The organism is Bacillus cereus group sp. MYBK5-2 (genome assembly GCF_051915685.1).
Classification (GTDB): Bacteria; Bacillota; Bacilli; order Bacillales; family Bacillaceae_G; genus Bacillus_A; species Bacillus_A cereus.
Window position 1 is genome coordinate 56,351 of sequence record NZ_JBQAFE010000010.1, and the last position, 16,741, is coordinate 73,091.

A 16,741-nucleotide genomic window follows, 5' to 3' on the forward strand; every position below is an offset into this window, starting at 1 on the left:
TACCATATTGGTATTGTAAAAGATTACTATAATGATCTTGTATTTTAGTTTTATAATTTATACTAATATTTTATTTTTATCTGTAAGTACATTAACAAAAGATTGAACTTCACTCATAAATTCTCCAAATTGATTAAAGTCCATTTGTTGTTTAGAATCCGATAATGCATTTGATGGATCTGGATGTACTTCAGCCATAATTCCATCTGCACCTATTGCTATTGCAGCTTTTGCAGCAGGTGCAAGCAAATCTATTCTACCTGTTGAATGGGTTACATCTACAATAACTGGTAGATGTGTTTCTTGTTTTAAAATAGGTACCGCTGTAATATCAAGTGTATTGCGGGTAGCTTTCTCATAAGTCCTGATGCCTCGTTCGCACAGAATAACGCTATCGTTTCCTTGCGATAAAATGTACTCCGCAGCATACTTAAATTCTTCAATAGTTGCACTTAAGCCCCGTTTTAATAAGACTGGCTTGTTGGTTTTTCCTACAGCTTTCAATAACTCAAAATTATGCATGTTCCTAGAACCAACTTGAATAACATCAATGTAATCTAATGCCGGTTCTAGATGTTTAACACTTAAAATTTCACTAATTATACTGAGGTTAAATTCTTGTCCAATAGTTTTTAATATTTTTAAGCCTTCAAGTCCTAATCCCTGGAAATCATAAGGTGAAGTACGAGGTTTATATGCACCTCCACGTATAAGTGTTAATCCCTTCTTCACCATATTTTCAGCTACTAATTTCACTTGATTATAATTTTCAACGGCACAGGGTCCCATAATAAAACAAGGTATCCCATTACCAAATTTTTCACCATTAATATTTATAATGGTGTTTTCAGGTTTTGTATCACGAGAGACAAGGAGCGGTTTTTTCTTCTTGAATGAGTTAGGTTTAATTGTAGTAGATTGCATTTTATTTATCTCCTTTTTCAACATTAAATTTTTCCTTGTTGTTATATAAGTAATCTTCTACATGATACATTCTCCAAGCCCTTATTTATACGACTATAAAATCTAATTTAACCTTTAAATAACACAATTATATATTTTTATGTCAGAGATTTGGAGTTATATACAATTACCATGATGCTTTTACATCAACTCTCTCCTTTTATGGATAAATAAAAACATTCTCTGTATTATAATTTGGCAGTCATAATTATAGAACGAGGATTAAATCCAAATTTTTGATAAAATGAATCTACTTCATTCCCATATACAACTAATAATTCTATTTCGTTAATATTCATTTTTTTAAACCATTCTATTGCACTATTCATTAACTTTATACCCAATCCATTTCTTTGATATTTCTCATCAATAAATAGAACATCAATCTTACCATTTTTATTTTTTCTATATGAAATACAAAACCCAATTATGCTGAGCCCTCTTGACTCAATTAATAATTCAATTCTAAACTCTCCACCTCTTGATATTTTTTTATACTCTTCAATACGTTCTTCAAAAGTGATTCTCGGATAATCTCCAGAAAAATATTTTGATTGACTGTTATGGTGTTCGTGTAACTTATCTAGTGGTTCTCTTAATATATCTATATCATTAAGAGTTATCTGTTTTTTTATAATTCCCATATTTCACACCCCAAATAATTTATGTTTCTTTAAATGTAAATATTAAATTTTCTGCTATTAAACATATTTTCATCAAAGAGGGGCGTGTTTCCTCCTCAGGAACATAGAAGATAACTTGATAAATTAAATCATTAATCCCTGCAAACTATATTTGTTAAGAGAATTTTACTTTTTAACGATTATATCCTAAAAAAGCAACCTAGTAATATAAAGGAAATGATCTGATTTTCTTAAAACTATTAAAATAATGTAAAAAAAGACAACTCAAATTCGCATTTGAATTAAAGAGCCGCCTTTTTATACTGTTATAAGCTTATTTTCTCCTTTTTATTTGGTGATAGCAAAAATGTTCTTAAGCTTTTACACCTAAATGGTTGCTTAGGCTAGTATAAAAAAAGCCACTAATCAATAAGTTACACTTTTAAACTATTAGTCTAAATAGGCTCAATTCAATGGTGTAGATAATTCAAGTTTCATATCAATAAATTTATTCTTTTTCTTGTTTAGTCTATCTAAAATTGAAATTCAAAACATGAAAATCTTAAAACTTGCCGTTATATATATTAACCGACTCAAAATTAATATAAATTCATAAAGTTAATTGCTTACTAGCTGTTTTTACTATAAATTTAACATTCGAATTTATTTCATTGACGATCTTTTGTACTTCCTCATAATTCTCTGCCTTTAAAATATAATAACCTATTCTGTCCCAACTACATTGAAACGGTTTAATTTCATCTCCCAATGCAACATTTAATTCCCAGTTAACAATATTTTGAGGGTAAAATTCAAATAAATTTAGATTTTCTATTTTTACTAAGCTACCAAATTTCTCCGGTAAAAAGTATTGAATAAAAGAAACATTCGAATTATCTTTTTTTATGTCTATCGGCTTATTACACATTAAATTAATATATTCTTGTCTAAAATTAAACCCATAAGCCTCAGATATCCCATTCGAAATAAAGTCTCCTGGAATTCTTGCGGCACACTCTATTAAATATGGTTGCTCTTTATTAATTTTCCATTCTGCATGTAAAACTGTAGTGCCAACTTTTGCAACATCTATTATTTTGTGCATTTCCTCATTGATTTTTTCACAGATACTATTATTAATATTTGCAGGTATCTCATGCGCAATTTCAATAAACTCTTCTAACTTTGTTTGTTTAGTATAATTAATAAACAGTACTTTTCCATCTTTGACAAGGTATTCAACACTAATCTCATATCCTGGTATAAAATCTTCTGCGATATACTCCCAATAAAAATTACTATCAGATAATAACTTTTCTGGTCTGTATGTGAAAGATTGTTCAAAAACGTCATCAATTTCTTCTTTTCTTGAAATCTTTTTTACTCCAATTGATCCCTGTCTGTTAGTTGGTTTAAAAATAATTGGTCGTCCTTTAAAAAAATCAATTAATTCCTCCTTTTCTGAAATTTTCTTATAATTAGGAGAGGAAATTTTATTTTTTTTGCAAAAGTCCCTCAAAAGAAGTTTATTAGTAAAAATTGAACTTCCGATTAATCCTATGTTAGGTAAATTCAAACCATTAGCAACTGAATATGCTGCACGTACAGCATATTCAAATCCAGGTATTACACCATCAAATTTTACCTTTTCAATAATGTTCGTAATTTTTTCAAGTAAGTTTGGGCAATTCATATAATCGACTTCGATAATTTCTTTAATAACATTATTATTATATGGTTTTAGTTTTTTTAAAACATCGGGTGATTCAATAACATACACCTCATGATTAATAGATAAGTTTGAAATACTATTTATAAAAGCCATATTTCTGCCAATAAGCAAAATCCTCACATTTATCCCCCTTCCATCTTCTATTTATTAACAAAATTAGAAATCATCTCAATCCCATTGGTCGTTAATATTGACTCCGGATGAAACTGTACTGATTCAATATCATAAGTCTTATGCCTGATGCCCATAATTAAACCATCTTCTGTTTGGGCCGTTATATCCAGTTGATCGTGTGGAAAGTCTGTGTTTTCTACAATTAAGGAATGATATCTTCCAACGTTTATATTTTGTTTAATCCCCTTAAATACTCCTAGCCCATCATGATGAATCCTTGACGTTTTTCCATGATAAACATATGGAGAAAATGTGACTGAAGCACCGAAATATTCTCCAATAATTTGATGTCCTAAACAAACACCTAAGATAGGAATTTCAGCCTTAAATATATCTAGAACTTCTTTACATTGACCTGCTTCAGATGGGGATTTTGGGCCTGGTGATATTAATATTTTTTCAATATTTAACTTACAAATTTCATTAAAGTTTATCTTATCATTATTAATTACCTTCATTTTAGTAGTGAAATTCCCAATGTATTGAACTAAATTATAGGTAAAAGAATCATAATTATTTATTACTAATAGCATAACTTTTTTCCTCACTTTTATTTGCTAATCCAATTATTAGGGCATTTCCTTTATCTAACGTCTCTTGATATTCCTTCTCTTCTTTTGAGTCATAAACAATTCCACCACCTAATGAAAGGCTAGCATTATTTCCATTTAATAGAATTGTTCGTATAATTATAGAAAGATCAAAATCGGTAAGGTCATAAGATATTCTACCTAATGTACCAGTGTATAATGCTCTACTTTCGGGCTCTAATTCTCTTATAATTTCTACTGCTCTTTTCTTAGGACATCCAGTAATAGATCCGCCAGGAAACGTTTCCAAAATAATATCACCAAAACTTAGGTTTTCCTTTAATTTAGCCGATATCAAAGATATCATTTGAAAAACAGATTTATAAGCTTCAATAAACATGAGCTTCTCTACTTTTACTGTCCCATATTCAGCTATTCTTCCCAAGTCATTTCTTAAAAGGTCAACAATCATAGTATTTTCCGAACATTCTTTTACAGAATTTTTTAATCCTTCATAGTTTTTTTTATCTTCTTCTGGATTTTGACCTCTTGGTCTTGTTCCTTTAATGGGTTCGGTGTATATATTATTTTGATACCTTTTGAGAAATCGTTCTGGACTTGTTGATAAAATATAATTTTGTTTCATTTTCATATACGAAGAAAACGGAGCGGGATTTGATTTTCTAATTTTTTTATACAATTCCCAAGGGTTGTTTTCAACCATCCAAGAAAACTTTTGGCAAATATTAACCTGATAGATATGTCCTCGGTATATATATTCTTTTACTTTCTTTATTGTTGAGATATATTTTTCAAAAGACATATTACTTTTTATAGATTCATCATATGAATTATTAATCTGGTATGATTTTGGATTGTTGTTAACAATCCGAAACTTCATGCTGAATCTTTGCTTTAATCTTCTAGTAGAGAATTCCTCATTCGTAATAACAATATAGTATAATTTTTCTAATTGATGATCATATATAAGATTATCTGAACAAAAATAACAAGCTACATCTGGAAAATGGGAAATATTATCTTTTTCCTCCCAAACGTCCATAATTTTTTCACCAAAATTATAGCTGAGAAAAGTGAAAAATTGAGGTTTTATATCTGGTGAATTAATTAAATTACCTGCTTGTAACTGGCTGTATTTTTCTAAAAATAGATCCATTTCTTTCATTACAATTGATGCAGGCTTCTCGTCATTATAATACTCAAATGAACTTATTATATTCCAGCCAACATAGGAATATCTTTCTTTATAATCTCTTTTCGAAAATTCGTTCATTTTTACGCTTGAGGTATCCAAAAAAAATATATACTCCTCATTACCCAATTCACTTATTAAACTACTAAGATCTCTTTTTTCATTTTCTATTTCAACGAGAAAGTATTTCATTTGTCTTTACTCCTATTTGGTTATTATTCATATTCAGGGAATGATCTATTTAACGCCTCTTTTAAATTTTCTAAAACAGTTTGATAATTAGGACCATAAGCATATATATCTCCAATTCTTTGGTGTGATGCATTTGCAAGTTTTACAAAATCACCATTCTTAACTAAATAATCGACTTTTATGATTCCGCTTAGATTAGATATATCAGTTTCAGAAAAAAGTTTTTTGATTTTACCATTCTTGGTCATTGGTATTTGAATGGATCCTGTAACCCCAGGTTTAATAATTGGGTTTAAAGTTAATTCCTCAAAACACTCTACTCCTACAAAAGCATCAATAATATCGACATTGGTATGTAACTTTAGATTCTCGGGTATAGAGCTTCCAGCAGGACGAATAGCAATTTCACAAAATACTAAGTCATCTAATTCATTTAAAAAGCATTCTAAATGTGTTACGCCACTTTCTATATTAAATGCCCTAATAATTTGTCGATTGTAATTAAGCAATTTATCATGTAATTCATCATCCTTATTTAAAGCAATAGTACCTATAAAGTTGTGATTTTCAAATCCAACAAGTGGTTCTGGATACATACTTGCATATGCAAATCTAATCTCATTATTTTGGATGACACTATCAATGTGAAACTCAATTCCTTCAATAAATTCCTCGAGTAGGATACCGTTCTTAAAGTGAAATAAACCTTTTTCTTTTAAATAAAAATTATAATAGTCAATCCACTCAGCTTTGCTTTTAATAATAGATACACTTATTGAACCCATACCTTCTCGTGGCTTAGCAATAATTTTAGAATGTTCTTCTAAAAACTTTAAACCATCTTCAAAATTATCAACCTCAATACATTTAGGAATCTTTAATCCAGCTAAAGAGACTACTTTTTTCATTTTGTATTTATCTCTATAATTTAGTGATTCATTTTGTTTTTTCCCTTTTATTTTATAAAGTTCTCTAATTTCAGCTGCAATCATTATTCCTTTTTCTCCTGAGGCAATTACAGTTATAAAATCTTCTTGCTTAAAATTATTTAATATAGAGCTAATTTCATTAATATCTGTTATATCATTTACATGATAAAACGAATCACATAAATCCATAGAAGGAGGTGGCATACTTTTATCTACTAAAACTATGGTTTTATATCCCCTCTTTTTTACATTTATTAATACACTTTCTCTTCGTCCAACACATATACAATATTTTGAACTCATTTAAATCACTCCAAACTAACTTTAATACAACTCTCCATTTTTGCTACAGATTCTTTAACATCTTCATATCCTTTAGGTGAATAAAAAGCAAATAAAATTAAGCGTCCACGATTATCCTTTAATTTTTTTACCTTATCCCCTAATTTTGTTTTATATTCTAATCGTACAAAGTTAGGGTCGTTTTCTACTAATTCAACATTTTCTATATTTTTAAAGATACCATCAAAAGGTGCATGAACAAATTTAATAAAAGCACTTCCATTTGGTTTTGGAATGTTATCCATCTTGCTTCCCATGCTATTTTCGATTATTAATTCATACATATCTATACTTAATACTTTCCCCAACATATCTGGTATACAGCCGCCCCCGATCCTAGGGTTTAATTCAATTAAAGCAACATTTCCTTTATTGACTTTAATTTCTGCATGCGTTATACCTGTTTTGACTTGTAAGGCCTGGTGTATTTTAGTAACATATAATTTTATTTTAGATATTATATCCTCGGTTAAATCTCTAGCCGGTAATATATGACCCAATTCAACATTGGTAAATTTATTATGAAAAACTTTTTCCGTAATCATTAAAATATTTACTTTTCCATTTTCGATAACAGACTCTACTGAATATTCTTTTCCTTCTATATATTCTTCAATTAACATCACATTAGAAAAAATATTACCTAAATTTGCATAATCGTTATTTGCTAAGTTTTCCTGGTATTCCTTTTCTAAATCACTAAAACTGTAAATTTTTCTAACATTAATACTCCCAAATCCATTTATTGGTTTAATAATACAGGGGAATTTAATTTGATTTTTATGATTCAATAAATCCTCATAAGATTTAATTTCAAAAAATTGATAATTGAATAATCCAGCTTCCTTTAAAAGTTTTCGATTATTAAGTTTATTTATTGTATGTTCAATTGCAAAATCACTGATACAAGGTAAACCTAAAGTCTCAGCTACCCTATTAGCGATTTCAGGAAGGAAGACATGTCCGGCCAGAACACCATCAAAAGGGATTTTTGTGTATAATTGCACTAATTTATCAACAGTTTTCTGAACGTTTAAAATATCGACATGCACATAATAATCTAGTAGCTTTGCTTCCTCTTTATCTAACTCATTTTGTAACTCATGTGTTGCAAGAATAACTTCAAAATTTAACCTTTTGGCATGTCTTAAATAGTTCTTCCCAAAAGCAAAATTACCGATAATCAGAATTCTTTTCAATTTTTATATTCTCCTTTTTAACATTAATAATTTCATCTTCAATATTGCAAGAATAATCAATTATTAAATCGAAAAGTGGTTTGATAAATGTAGTGTCGAGTCCTAAATCTTTGCCTAGTACTTTTCTGGTTTCGAAAATTTCTTGCATTCTATTTGGTTGCATAATATCAATAGTTTCATTTTTTTTTAGTATTCCAACTTGCCTTACCAATTCGAATCTATCAGATAAAATTTTTAGTAACTCACTATCTATCTCATCAATTTTTTTTCTATAATGATTTAATTGAGACATATTTTATTCATTCTCCTTATATTCAGATAAAGAAGGATGGATTGCGGATCCTCTTTTAAGGAAGTTTTAATTCTGCTAGAACCAAATTAAAAGTTCTCGATTTTTTCTTTTTCACTTTCAACCATTATTTTGTATTTATCTCTGAATTCATTAGAAGTAGTAATTGCCTTTTCCGCATATGAATAGCAGTATCTACATTCTTTCCCACAATAAAGCTTATTACATTTATCCATTACAAACCAATTCATAAATTTAGTGAGCTTACTATTATCAATATAAATATTGTTTAAAAATTCTTCGGGAGACATTACATCTTTATAACCATAATGTTGAATTATTTCTAGTAAATTCCCATCGAATTTCTCCTCTGAATATGCTTTACATCTTTTTATTGCAACTTCAGTTGGTGTCGCTCTATCAATAATCTTAAAATGGTCATAGCCCATTTCTGTATAAAGGTGCAAATCTTCAGGTCTGATAATATCAGATATTAAATAATTTGCTGGTTCAAACACCCTTTTTGAAGAACAACCTAAATAACAATAGTCCATTGTAACTTTTTTTCCTGAAATACGGGAAGATTGGCCTAGGAACGCTTGATGATACGGTAGCATTGGGCATTCATAAAGACAATTATTATTCACAATAAGTTCCAAATCGATATTAGTAGCTTTTCTAATTTCTTTTAATAGTGGGAAATTACGATTGGTTGTCATTGGATCCAAAACAATACAATCAGCGCCCATTTCAACCCACTGTTTCACTTTTGCTACAGAGTTCACACATACCGTAGAAGAAACCTTTACGCCCAAATTTGGATAATTATCTTTAATAAAGCGTACAAGAATTGGTATAGAAACTGTCAGTGAGTCAATACCGATATCAGAAATCCAATCTAATAATTTTCTTAACTCTTTTTTTCCGTTTAATGTAAATTCATCGTTAGATAGAAATGGGTTGTTAAATGTATAGTTAACAGTTATACCATGATCATGAGCATACTGAACATGATTTTCAACCTTACTTTTATCAATTGCGTCTAAAAAATCTGTTTCTAGTCCTCCACCTACGAAGTCGTTTGTTAATTTGCCAAATACATTGGTTACCTTCAAATCTTTTACACCATCAATTAATCGATTATCAAAGTTTGTTGATACAGAAAGGTTCATATTACTTCATCTCCAATTGATTTAATTTTTTCTTCATTTAATTTAATACTCAATAAAATAAAAGTAAGTCCTATTACTCCTAATAAGAAAATGTATATTGAAATTATTAGTTCATTACTAAATGTACTAATAAAAATGAAGACAGCACCAATAATTTTTGCTACCTGAAAATTAATACCACTAATTGCCATATAGGATCCTTTATTATTTAGGTCAATAACATCTGCTAATATAGCTTGCTTAGCTGGGGCATGAAAAAGCTCTCCAACCGAAATAAATAATATTGCAACAAATAATAGAAGCAAATCCGTTGTGTATGCTAGCACTGAATATCCTAGAGCAAAAGATAATATTCCATAAATAATAAATGGTTTTATCCTTGTTGATTTCATCCATGAAATTACAAATGGTGTTCCAAATATAATAATTATTGTATTAATAGTTGTTAGGATGCTTAATATTTTTACCCCATCAATTGTAGTATGTAATCCGAAAATTAATTTTTGTAGAAAAGGAGTTATATTCTTAGCCAAATGTATTGATATCAAATTATTACGCTGCAATTCTACTCCTAAAATCAAAATACTACCTATTGTATAATAGAGATAACATTTATCACTTAAGACAAATTTATAAGTGGAAAAAATATTTACAATATTAAATCTCTCTTCTTTTCTTTCAGTTTTTGCAAAGGTTTCTTTGATTTTAAAAATTGTAATCCACGATATTACAACTGAATTTAAAAACAAAATAATTAATATTATAAATTGAGAATTAAATAGCCATCCTCCAACAATTGTACCTATCATAATAGATAAATTTGTAACCCAGTAATTTAAAGATAAAATTCTTGCCCTATTTTGTTCATCACACAAATCTACTAACATTGCTTCCCCAGTTGGATTAATTATTCCTTGTGCACAACTAATAGTAGAAACTAACAGAAACATTATATACGGAGAGAATTGGAAGACCATTAAAAGAAAACAAACCAATTTAATAAGTTCTCCTATTACCATTAGTTTCTTTCTTCCTATTAAATCGGTTTTATATCCACCGTATAGCCCTGAAATAAATTGAATGATTGTCGTAATAATAATAAACATAGATGCCCAATATGCATTTAATTCTCTGGTGTAATATATTGCTATGAATGGCAGTAACATAGATGCTCCAGCTTTGCTCATAAAAGATATTATTAACCTATTCCTTATTAAAGGATTTAAATTTGAAAACATTTTTTCCTCCTTCCTTATAATATAAATATTGCTATATTCAACATGTAAAAAAAAGGATATAATATTAGAAAAATGTATCCCTTTTAAGGAGAAAAAAATGACAGACATAGATTACTATACATTAAGAGCATATCTATACCCTCGAGAAGTTAATCAAAAAGTATTCTTTACCTTAACAGAGATTGAAAAAGTTTTGAAATATAGTAAGCAAAATGTAAAAAAGAAATTAAAACGATATCATGAATTAGGATATTTAGAATACCTGCCTGGTAGAGGGCGCGGGAATCAGTCTTGTTTAATTTTTAAAGAATCTTTCTACTCTGAAGTGAATAAAGTACTTAAACAAGAGCTAGCAAACAAAAATATTAATTTCTCTCTTTCTATTGTCCAATTGAATATTCCTAGATCTTGGTTTTTTTCATTTAGAAAAGAACTAAATGAAATATTTGAAATGCACGGTACAGACAATAATTCTGATACTATACGGCTATTATTGAATCGCAAGCTAGCTACCTTAAACCCGTTAGTAGCATCACTTTCCTTTGAAAGTTTTTTAATTCAAAATTTAAGTGAAACTCTTTTAAAATATAATGTAACAGACAAAAAGGTTGAGCCTTGTATAGCCCATCATTGGGAACATAACAAAGACTTTACTAAATGGACTTTTGATATCAGAAAACATATTTATTTTCACCATGGGAGAGAATTAGATAGTTTGGATGTAAAGCATACTTTTTTTAATGCTCAAAAAGGCTTAACAAGTAAGTGGCTTGTATCTAATATTAAGGATATCATTTGTGATACTCCATATAGAATTACATTTTCCCTTTCATATCCAGATCCATTCTTTGAGAAAATTGTTTCGCACTATCCATTAGTTATACTCCCTAGAGATGTATTATTTAATGAAGATTCATGGATTGGTTGTGGTAAATTTATACTTGAAGAAAAAAAAGAGGATTATCTACTTTTAAAAGCTTTTCCTAATTATTTTAAAGAGCTACCATTAACAGATAAAATAGAATTTTGGTATATTAAAAAGGATATACATTATCCAATGTTATATAGTCCTTCAAAGGAATCACATAAAGAAGAAATTGTTAAAATTACTAAAGAGCGTTGCGGAGTAAATTATTTGATCTTTAGTCAGAAAACACAAAATTATGTGGTAAATAATTATATGAGAAAAGCCTTGTGTCAGATACTTGATATAGGTAAAATGGGAAAAGATTTAAAGAAAGACCATATTACACCTATTTCTAGCTTCTTTTTTAGGATATCTGGATTTGACCAAAAGGAAGAAAATATACTTGACCTAATAGAAAAATCAAATTATAAAGGGCAAACACTTATCTTGGGTCTTATTGATCACCCTCGGGTAATAGAGGATGGAAAATGGTTTGTTAATGAAGCTCGAAAATTTGGAATCAAATTAATATTAAGGCCATATAAATTTGATTCTGATTTTTATAAGACAGAACTTGAATTTAAAACTCACATGTCTTTTGGTTCTGAAATACCTACAAGTGATATAGAGATTGGTTTTCTAGATTTTATATTAAATGACACCCTTCTTTTAAATAGGTTTCTTTCAAAAAAACATTTACTTGAGATAAATCAAATGGCCCAAAATTATAGAATGAAAACTAATTCTGGATCGAGGAAAATAATTTCACTTGAAATTGAGAATTACTTATTAAGTAATAATCTTTTGAAATACACCTATCGTCCATGTAAACACTTTAATGTTCAGTCATTAATACAAGGATTTGAAGTTGATGAAAATGGAAATGTAGATTTAGGGAAAATTTGGATTTGATAATTATTAGTTTTTAAGAAGACATAATAGGTTATAAGGTATTTGATTTTTCGCAATAAAACCATGTTTTCCTAATTTGCAATGCTCTTAAACAAGCTGACTACAAACGAATTTGGTCGAAATGAAAAACTAATTACCAGATTATATAGAAAAGAAGGATAAATCAATCAAAAAAGACATAATTAATCGTAAAGATCATGAAAATAAGCTAGAAAAATGGGCTAAAAATCTTATAAAGATGATGAGCGGGATTCAAGGTGTAAACAATAAACTTACTTCATTTGGTACGAAAAGTAAGTTTATTGTTTTTTTTGAGGTTGCAATGGCCATTACAATCAAAAACAGATTTATTAAATCAATATTTTTTTCTAGATGTATTTTTGATTTTACTTTTTTATGAGGAAATGAATCATGATTTTAATACGTTAAATGCAATAACTGTAATTTTTAATATTATTTAATTGACTAATGATTACTTAGAAAATCAAAATCCTCACTCTAACCTTTTAACGTTATTCATCGAAATTTACTTAATATTTTTTGATAAATGCTTTTAATTATAATACTTAATTGTAGTTATATATCTATATCTATATCTATATCTATATGTGTTTATATTATTAATCTATTCAATTCTCTTTTTTGAATGGGTGTTTCAATTAATAAATCTAAATAATACCCCTCTTCTGTATCAAAGAAATACTCCATTGTTTTCTCAAATTCTTCTTCTTCACTTTGCATATATTTCTCTACTACATAATTAGAAAGCGCTGAAACCGATTGAGCAATTAAAGAATATACGAATCGCTCTGCTAACACATTATCTTCAAAATGCTTTTTTTCTTTTCGAAAACACCCAGGAGCATGATAAGTAAAAGAGACAAAACTTTTCATAATAAAATCCCCCTTTAATTGTCTTAAAATAATCAATGGATTTTCGTGCTTTTTTCATCTACTTCATCTAATAGTTTAAATCTGCCTTTTCCTGTTTTTATAAGTAAACCTTCATCAACTAACTGATCCATAATATTACGAACTACATTCACATCTAGTTTCATTTCCTGTTTTACACGTGTCACTGCCGTATCCCCTGTTTCTATAATGTAAGACTTTATCCGCTCATATGGTGTTGGTAATGGCTTTATGTTTAAACCATTGTTTGGACGTTCATAAGGGAACAAATCACATATATTTTGCAATATATCCTTAGTTTTGCCTTTAGATAAGTCAACTACAGGACTTTGAAACCTTACGTATTCTTCGCTCATGACAGGGCTTTTTAATAAAGCATCTCCTTTACCAAGTAACTTCACACCTGGTGCACTCCCAAAAACCGTTTTGTAGTCATGATAACTACCACAACTAAAAGCAATTTTAGTTGGTAAATTCGCCTTGATTAACCCATCTACAACTTTTACTTCTGGTCTTTGAGTCCCACAAATCACATAAATACCTGCAGCTCTTGCTTTTTGACCTATTCGCACAATATAGTCTTTCACATCAGGATTTTGCATGACTAAATCACTAAACTCATCGACAATACAAACAATATACGGAAGTTTTTCCACATCAAGTAATACATTATAGTCAACTAAATCATCTATATCGTATTCTTCCATCAGTGCATATCTTCGGTCCATTTCCTCAGTTACTGCAGCTAAGACAGCTGTTGACTCCTCAACTTCAGTAACTATTTTTTGAACATGTGGGAAATCCTTAAATTTCTTAAAATCAATACGCTTTGGATCTATAATATAAAAATGCAAATCATAAGGCGTTTTCAATAAACATAAGGACAAAATTACTCCTATTAAAAAATACGTTTTCCCACTTCCGGTTGCTCCAGCTATTAACATGTGTAAGGTATCTGTTAAGTCCTCAAAGAGTGGCTTTCCATGTTCATCTAAACCAATGATAAAAGGTAATCTTGCCTCTTTTGTGAACGTTAAAAACTCGGAACTGCTTATGATATCTCTCAAGTAAACAACACTTCGTTTTTCTTTTGGAAAACTAAACATAATTGAGTTCAGTTCTGAAGCAGATGATAATTGTAGGTCCTCCAAACCAACAGCTACCCGTATATCCTCTACATGTTTTTTAATGTCTCTAAATTTAACATTAGAAGGAATTGAAAGAGTTACATGCATAATTGTAGACCCTTCCTCTATTTTGATAATTTCACACGATTCCTTTATAATACTTTGTTCTCTCATTACATTTAGTATCTTTAATGTATTCTCATCTGCTTCTAAACGCGTATTACGTTCCTCTTTTGTATAGGGTAATAGTTCAATCACTTTTTCCATAAAGTCGGAACTGTACACCGTATTTGTTTCTGAATTAACTGCAGAACCAATAATCGTACATTCATTCGTACCAATAACATCTTTTTTACTTTCTTGTCTTTCTTGCTCTACTACTAAAGACAGAATTTCACTCTCACTTATATACTGCTTATTTTGATTTACATTAATTTTCCTACTTTTTATACTATCTATAACCTTTTCATTTTCTTCAATTGTAGACATCTGCAGACGATTAAAATAGGTGAGTTTCTCTAATGAATTAGCAATTACATGCTGCAAATAGCCTTTTCTCGAACCGTCTTCAGCGAAGATCCCAATGATTAACTGATATTGATATAATGGCTCCTTTATTTTGTTTTCAATATCCTTCACCTGAGAATTTATATTTAATGGATAGTTCATACTTTCAAATAGTTGATGAACATATTTTTGTAACTTCCGTTTAAACAAAGCATCTGATGGATTCGCAATTCCCGATAAATAATCAATGTATTGCTCGATAAGGTCCTCTTTCGCTCTACCCTCTTTCTGAGTTAAAAATTGTATAAATATTTTTTCACCTTCCTGCAACACATCCTGCATGTCTCGAAATAAACTTTTCGCATTCTTCAATGGAAATATACTCCCTTTTTGTAAAGACACTAAATAAAGGTCCATATTACAGATTGCTTCTAAAACATACTGACTATCTATCCGCTCTTGAACGAGCTCAATATTACTTTCCACTGGTATAGATAGATGGTTTTCACAACCACCATTAAGAATGATTTTCTCAAATCCTATTGTTGAATTCACATCACAATTCAAAACATATTTGACTGTATTTTCATCAAAAGTATTTATTGAATAGATTTTCGATAATAAAACATCAGCCTGAGAAGTAAATCTACGTTGGAATTGTTTAAAAAACATTACCGATCCCCCTATTCGATTTATTTTCTCTTTCCTTTTTTCCATAGCTTCATTACTGTTCCTTTCAAAGGAATTCTTGTAAAATGGCTCTTTAACGATTTTCCTATTGAAAACACATCATCACCATTATCTTGAAAACCTTTTAAAAATCCTGGAGGGTTTGCGACCCTATAGAAACCACCAATTATGAATAAGATTTTCAATAAAATCATATTTGGTTCTATAAGTCCCCTTGTTGCAAATAGAACAATTGCCATAAAAGTAATAAATGTTGCATGTATAAGCTGTATTAAAGATAACTGCTTAACATTTTTCCACCATAGGTTAAACCAATGCCGATGTTGATCAAAAATCCATGTACATAGTGCTAATGGAGTACTTATTACAAGCAACATCAAATCAAACCATCGCCGTCCGGCTTTTAATAAAACAGGGATAAGTGTAGAAATAAGTAGTAAATCAAAACCTATTAGTGCAATTAAATTGATTACACTTAAGGATCCATTTAATACTAATTCACCAGCTTTTATTTCACTGACACCAATACCAGTAATTGCATCGGAACATAGATTCAATAAGGAGAAACCTTTTGCAAAAAGTGTAGGAGCAGCACCAGTTAGTAATAATGCAAGAGGAATTCTGTGAAGGATTTTTCGTATGGGGGTGTGTGGTTTGCGAAGCATCATTTTTATCGAATTAATAGTACATAAAATCATGATTAAAATTAATGAAATAGTAAAAAATACAAGTGTCTGATCTTTAATAATTGTCGTTTCAAACAGAAATGCCGGTAACTTTAACAATACGTTTGAAACTAACTCAAAAATTTCATTTAGCAAAATTACACTGCCATTATATATGTGTTGAGGTAGATTTTTCATAAACATATCAATACTATCAATTGCATCTGATATTCCTGTTACTTTTGACTTAATATCTGTTAAAAGAGTACTTATACTTTCAAAATAATTACTTCCAGGGATAAATGAAAATGGAGCAGGATCTTCTGTTTTAGTAGGTAGTTTGAATTGAAACTTATCTTCAAATGGCGCCCATGGTTCAGCTGCACTTTCCATAGCATAAGCTTCTTTCACATGAAACATTAGGA

At 29.3% G+C, this 16,741-nt stretch carries 15 protein-coding genes; 2 read left to right on the top strand and 13 right to left on the bottom strand.

What is annotated here, in order from left to right:
* Positions 1-57: 57 nt before the first annotated feature.
* From ACTFP3_RS25045 to ACTFP3_RS25090, 10 genes are all read right to left on the bottom strand, one after another.
* On the bottom strand, positions 58-924 hold the full coding sequence (locus ACTFP3_RS25045) for a bifunctional 3-deoxy-7-phosphoheptulonate synthase/chorismate mutase (RefSeq protein ID WP_259591423.1): 867 nt from the start codon (positions 922-924) through the stop codon (positions 58-60).
* A 227-nt stretch (positions 925-1,151) separates the two neighbouring features.
* Positions 1,152-1,607, bottom strand: coding sequence for a GNAT family N-acetyltransferase (locus tag ACTFP3_RS25050; RefSeq protein ID WP_326036578.1), 456 nt, complete (start codon positions 1,605-1,607; stop codon positions 1,152-1,154).
* A 589-nt stretch (positions 1,608-2,196) separates the two neighbouring features.
* A complete protein-coding gene (locus tag ACTFP3_RS25055; RefSeq protein ID WP_259591425.1) occupies positions 2,197-3,438 on the bottom strand; it encodes an ATP-grasp domain-containing protein in 1,242 nt (413 codons plus the stop codon).
* A gap of 20 nt (positions 3,439-3,458) precedes the next feature.
* The gene (locus ACTFP3_RS25060) at positions 3,459-4,025 is read right to left on the bottom strand and encodes an anthranilate synthase component II (RefSeq protein WP_259591426.1); all 567 of its coding nucleotides are present in this window, start codon (positions 4,023-4,025) and stop codon (positions 3,459-3,461) included.
* Complete coding sequence (pabB, locus tag ACTFP3_RS25065; RefSeq protein WP_440011542.1) at positions 4,006-5,427, bottom strand: aminodeoxychorismate synthase component I; 1,422 nt, start codon at positions 5,425-5,427, stop codon at positions 4,006-4,008. The genes ACTFP3_RS25060 and pabB overlap by 20 nt, the downstream gene beginning before the upstream one ends.
* Positions 5,428-5,450: 23 nt before the next feature.
* The gene (locus tag ACTFP3_RS25070) at positions 5,451-6,659 is read right to left on the bottom strand and encodes an ATP-grasp domain-containing protein (RefSeq protein ID WP_326036576.1); all 1,209 of its coding nucleotides are present in this window, start codon (positions 6,657-6,659) and stop codon (positions 5,451-5,453) included.
* Between the two features lie 5 nt (positions 6,660-6,664).
* Positions 6,665-7,897, bottom strand: a complete 1,233-nt coding sequence (locus tag ACTFP3_RS25075; RefSeq protein WP_440011544.1) for an ATP-grasp domain-containing protein — start codon at positions 7,895-7,897, stop codon at positions 6,665-6,667.
* Entirely contained in the window at positions 7,872-8,189 is a 318-nt protein-coding gene (locus ACTFP3_RS25080; protein ID WP_259591430.1) for a chorismate mutase, read from the bottom strand. The genes ACTFP3_RS25075 and ACTFP3_RS25080 overlap by 26 nt, the downstream gene beginning before the upstream one ends.
* 86 nt (positions 8,190-8,275) lie before the next feature.
* On the bottom strand, positions 8,276-9,358 hold the full coding sequence (locus tag ACTFP3_RS25085) for a U32 family peptidase (protein WP_259591431.1): 1,083 nt from the start codon (positions 9,356-9,358) through the stop codon (positions 8,276-8,278).
* Positions 9,355-10,596 carry an MFS transporter gene (locus ACTFP3_RS25090; protein ID WP_440011546.1) on the bottom strand — a complete coding sequence of 414 codons (1,242 nt, stop codon included), beginning with the start codon at positions 10,594-10,596 and terminating at the stop codon, positions 9,355-9,357. The genes ACTFP3_RS25085 and ACTFP3_RS25090 overlap by 4 nt, the downstream gene beginning before the upstream one ends.
* Positions 10,597-10,693: 97 nt before the next feature.
* Between ACTFP3_RS25090 and ACTFP3_RS25095 the strand changes: the two genes are divergently transcribed.
* Positions 10,694-12,415 carry an ABC transporter substrate-binding protein gene (locus tag ACTFP3_RS25095; protein WP_440011549.1) on the top strand — a complete coding sequence of 574 codons (1,722 nt, stop codon included), beginning with the start codon at positions 10,694-10,696 and terminating at the stop codon, positions 12,413-12,415.
* 380 nt (positions 12,416-12,795) lie between these two features.
* Positions 12,796-12,876, top strand: coding sequence for a DALR domain-containing protein (locus ACTFP3_RS25100; protein WP_440011632.1), 81 nt, complete (start codon positions 12,796-12,798; stop codon positions 12,874-12,876).
* Positions 12,877-13,027: 151 nt separating this feature from the next.
* Here ACTFP3_RS25100 and ACTFP3_RS25105 read toward each other — a convergent pair whose 3' ends face one another.
* The 3 genes from ACTFP3_RS25105 to ACTFP3_RS25115 are packed head-to-tail and all read right to left on the bottom strand — an operon-like array spanning position 13,028 to position 16,709.
* Positions 13,028-13,309 carry a hypothetical protein gene (locus ACTFP3_RS25105; protein ID WP_259591434.1) on the bottom strand — a complete coding sequence of 94 codons (282 nt, stop codon included), beginning with the start codon at positions 13,307-13,309 and terminating at the stop codon, positions 13,028-13,030.
* A 32-nt stretch (positions 13,310-13,341) separates the two neighbouring features.
* Complete coding sequence (locus ACTFP3_RS25110) at positions 13,342-15,633, bottom strand: FtsK/SpoIIIE domain-containing protein (protein ID WP_440011551.1); 2,292 nt, start codon at positions 15,631-15,633, stop codon at positions 13,342-13,344.
* 20 nt (positions 15,634-15,653) lie between these two features.
* Entirely contained in the window at positions 15,654-16,709 is a 1,056-nt protein-coding gene (locus ACTFP3_RS25115; RefSeq protein WP_440011553.1) for a hypothetical protein, read from the bottom strand.
* Positions 16,710-16,741: the final 32 nt, after the last annotated feature.

What these genes read in the sequence shown, in the direction of transcription:
- ACTFP3_RS25115 (WP_440011553.1), bottom strand. Translation starts at nt 16,709, where the DNA reads ATGGAAAGTGCAGCTGAACCATGGGCGCCATTTGAAGATAAGTTTCAA.
- ACTFP3_RS25080 (WP_259591430.1), bottom strand. Translation starts at nt 8,189, where the DNA reads ATGTCTCAATTAAATCATTATAGAAAAAAAATTGATGAGATAGATAGT.
- ACTFP3_RS25095 (WP_440011549.1), top strand. Translation starts at nt 10,694, where the DNA reads ATGACAGACATAGATTACTATACATTAAGAGCATATCTATACCCTCGA.
- ACTFP3_RS25090 (WP_440011546.1), bottom strand. Translation starts at nt 10,596, where the DNA reads ATGTTTTCAAATTTAAATCCTTTAATAAGGAATAGGTTAATAATATCT.
- pabB (WP_440011542.1), bottom strand. Translation starts at nt 5,427, where the DNA reads ATGAAATACTTTCTCGTTGAAATAGAAAATGAAAAAAGAGATCTTAGT.
- ACTFP3_RS25085 (WP_259591431.1), bottom strand. Translation starts at nt 9,358, where the DNA reads ATGAACCTTTCTGTATCAACAAACTTTGATAATCGATTAATTGATGGT.
- ACTFP3_RS25060 (WP_259591426.1), bottom strand. Translation starts at nt 4,025, where the DNA reads ATGCTATTAGTAATAAATAATTATGATTCTTTTACCTATAATTTAGTT.
- ACTFP3_RS25050 (WP_326036578.1), bottom strand. Translation starts at nt 1,607, where the DNA reads ATGGGAATTATAAAAAAACAGATAACTCTTAATGATATAGATATATTA.
- ACTFP3_RS25105 (WP_259591434.1), bottom strand. Translation starts at nt 13,309, where the DNA reads ATGAAAAGTTTTGTCTCTTTTACTTATCATGCTCCTGGGTGTTTTCGA.
- ACTFP3_RS25070 (WP_326036576.1), bottom strand. Translation starts at nt 6,659, where the DNA reads ATGAGTTCAAAATATTGTATATGTGTTGGACGAAGAGAAAGTGTATTA.
- ACTFP3_RS25045 (WP_259591423.1), bottom strand. Translation starts at nt 924, where the DNA reads ATGCAATCTACTACAATTAAACCTAACTCATTCAAGAAGAAAAAACCG.
- ACTFP3_RS25110 (WP_440011551.1), bottom strand. Translation starts at nt 15,633, where the DNA reads ATGTTTTTTAAACAATTCCAACGTAGATTTACTTCTCAGGCTGATGTT.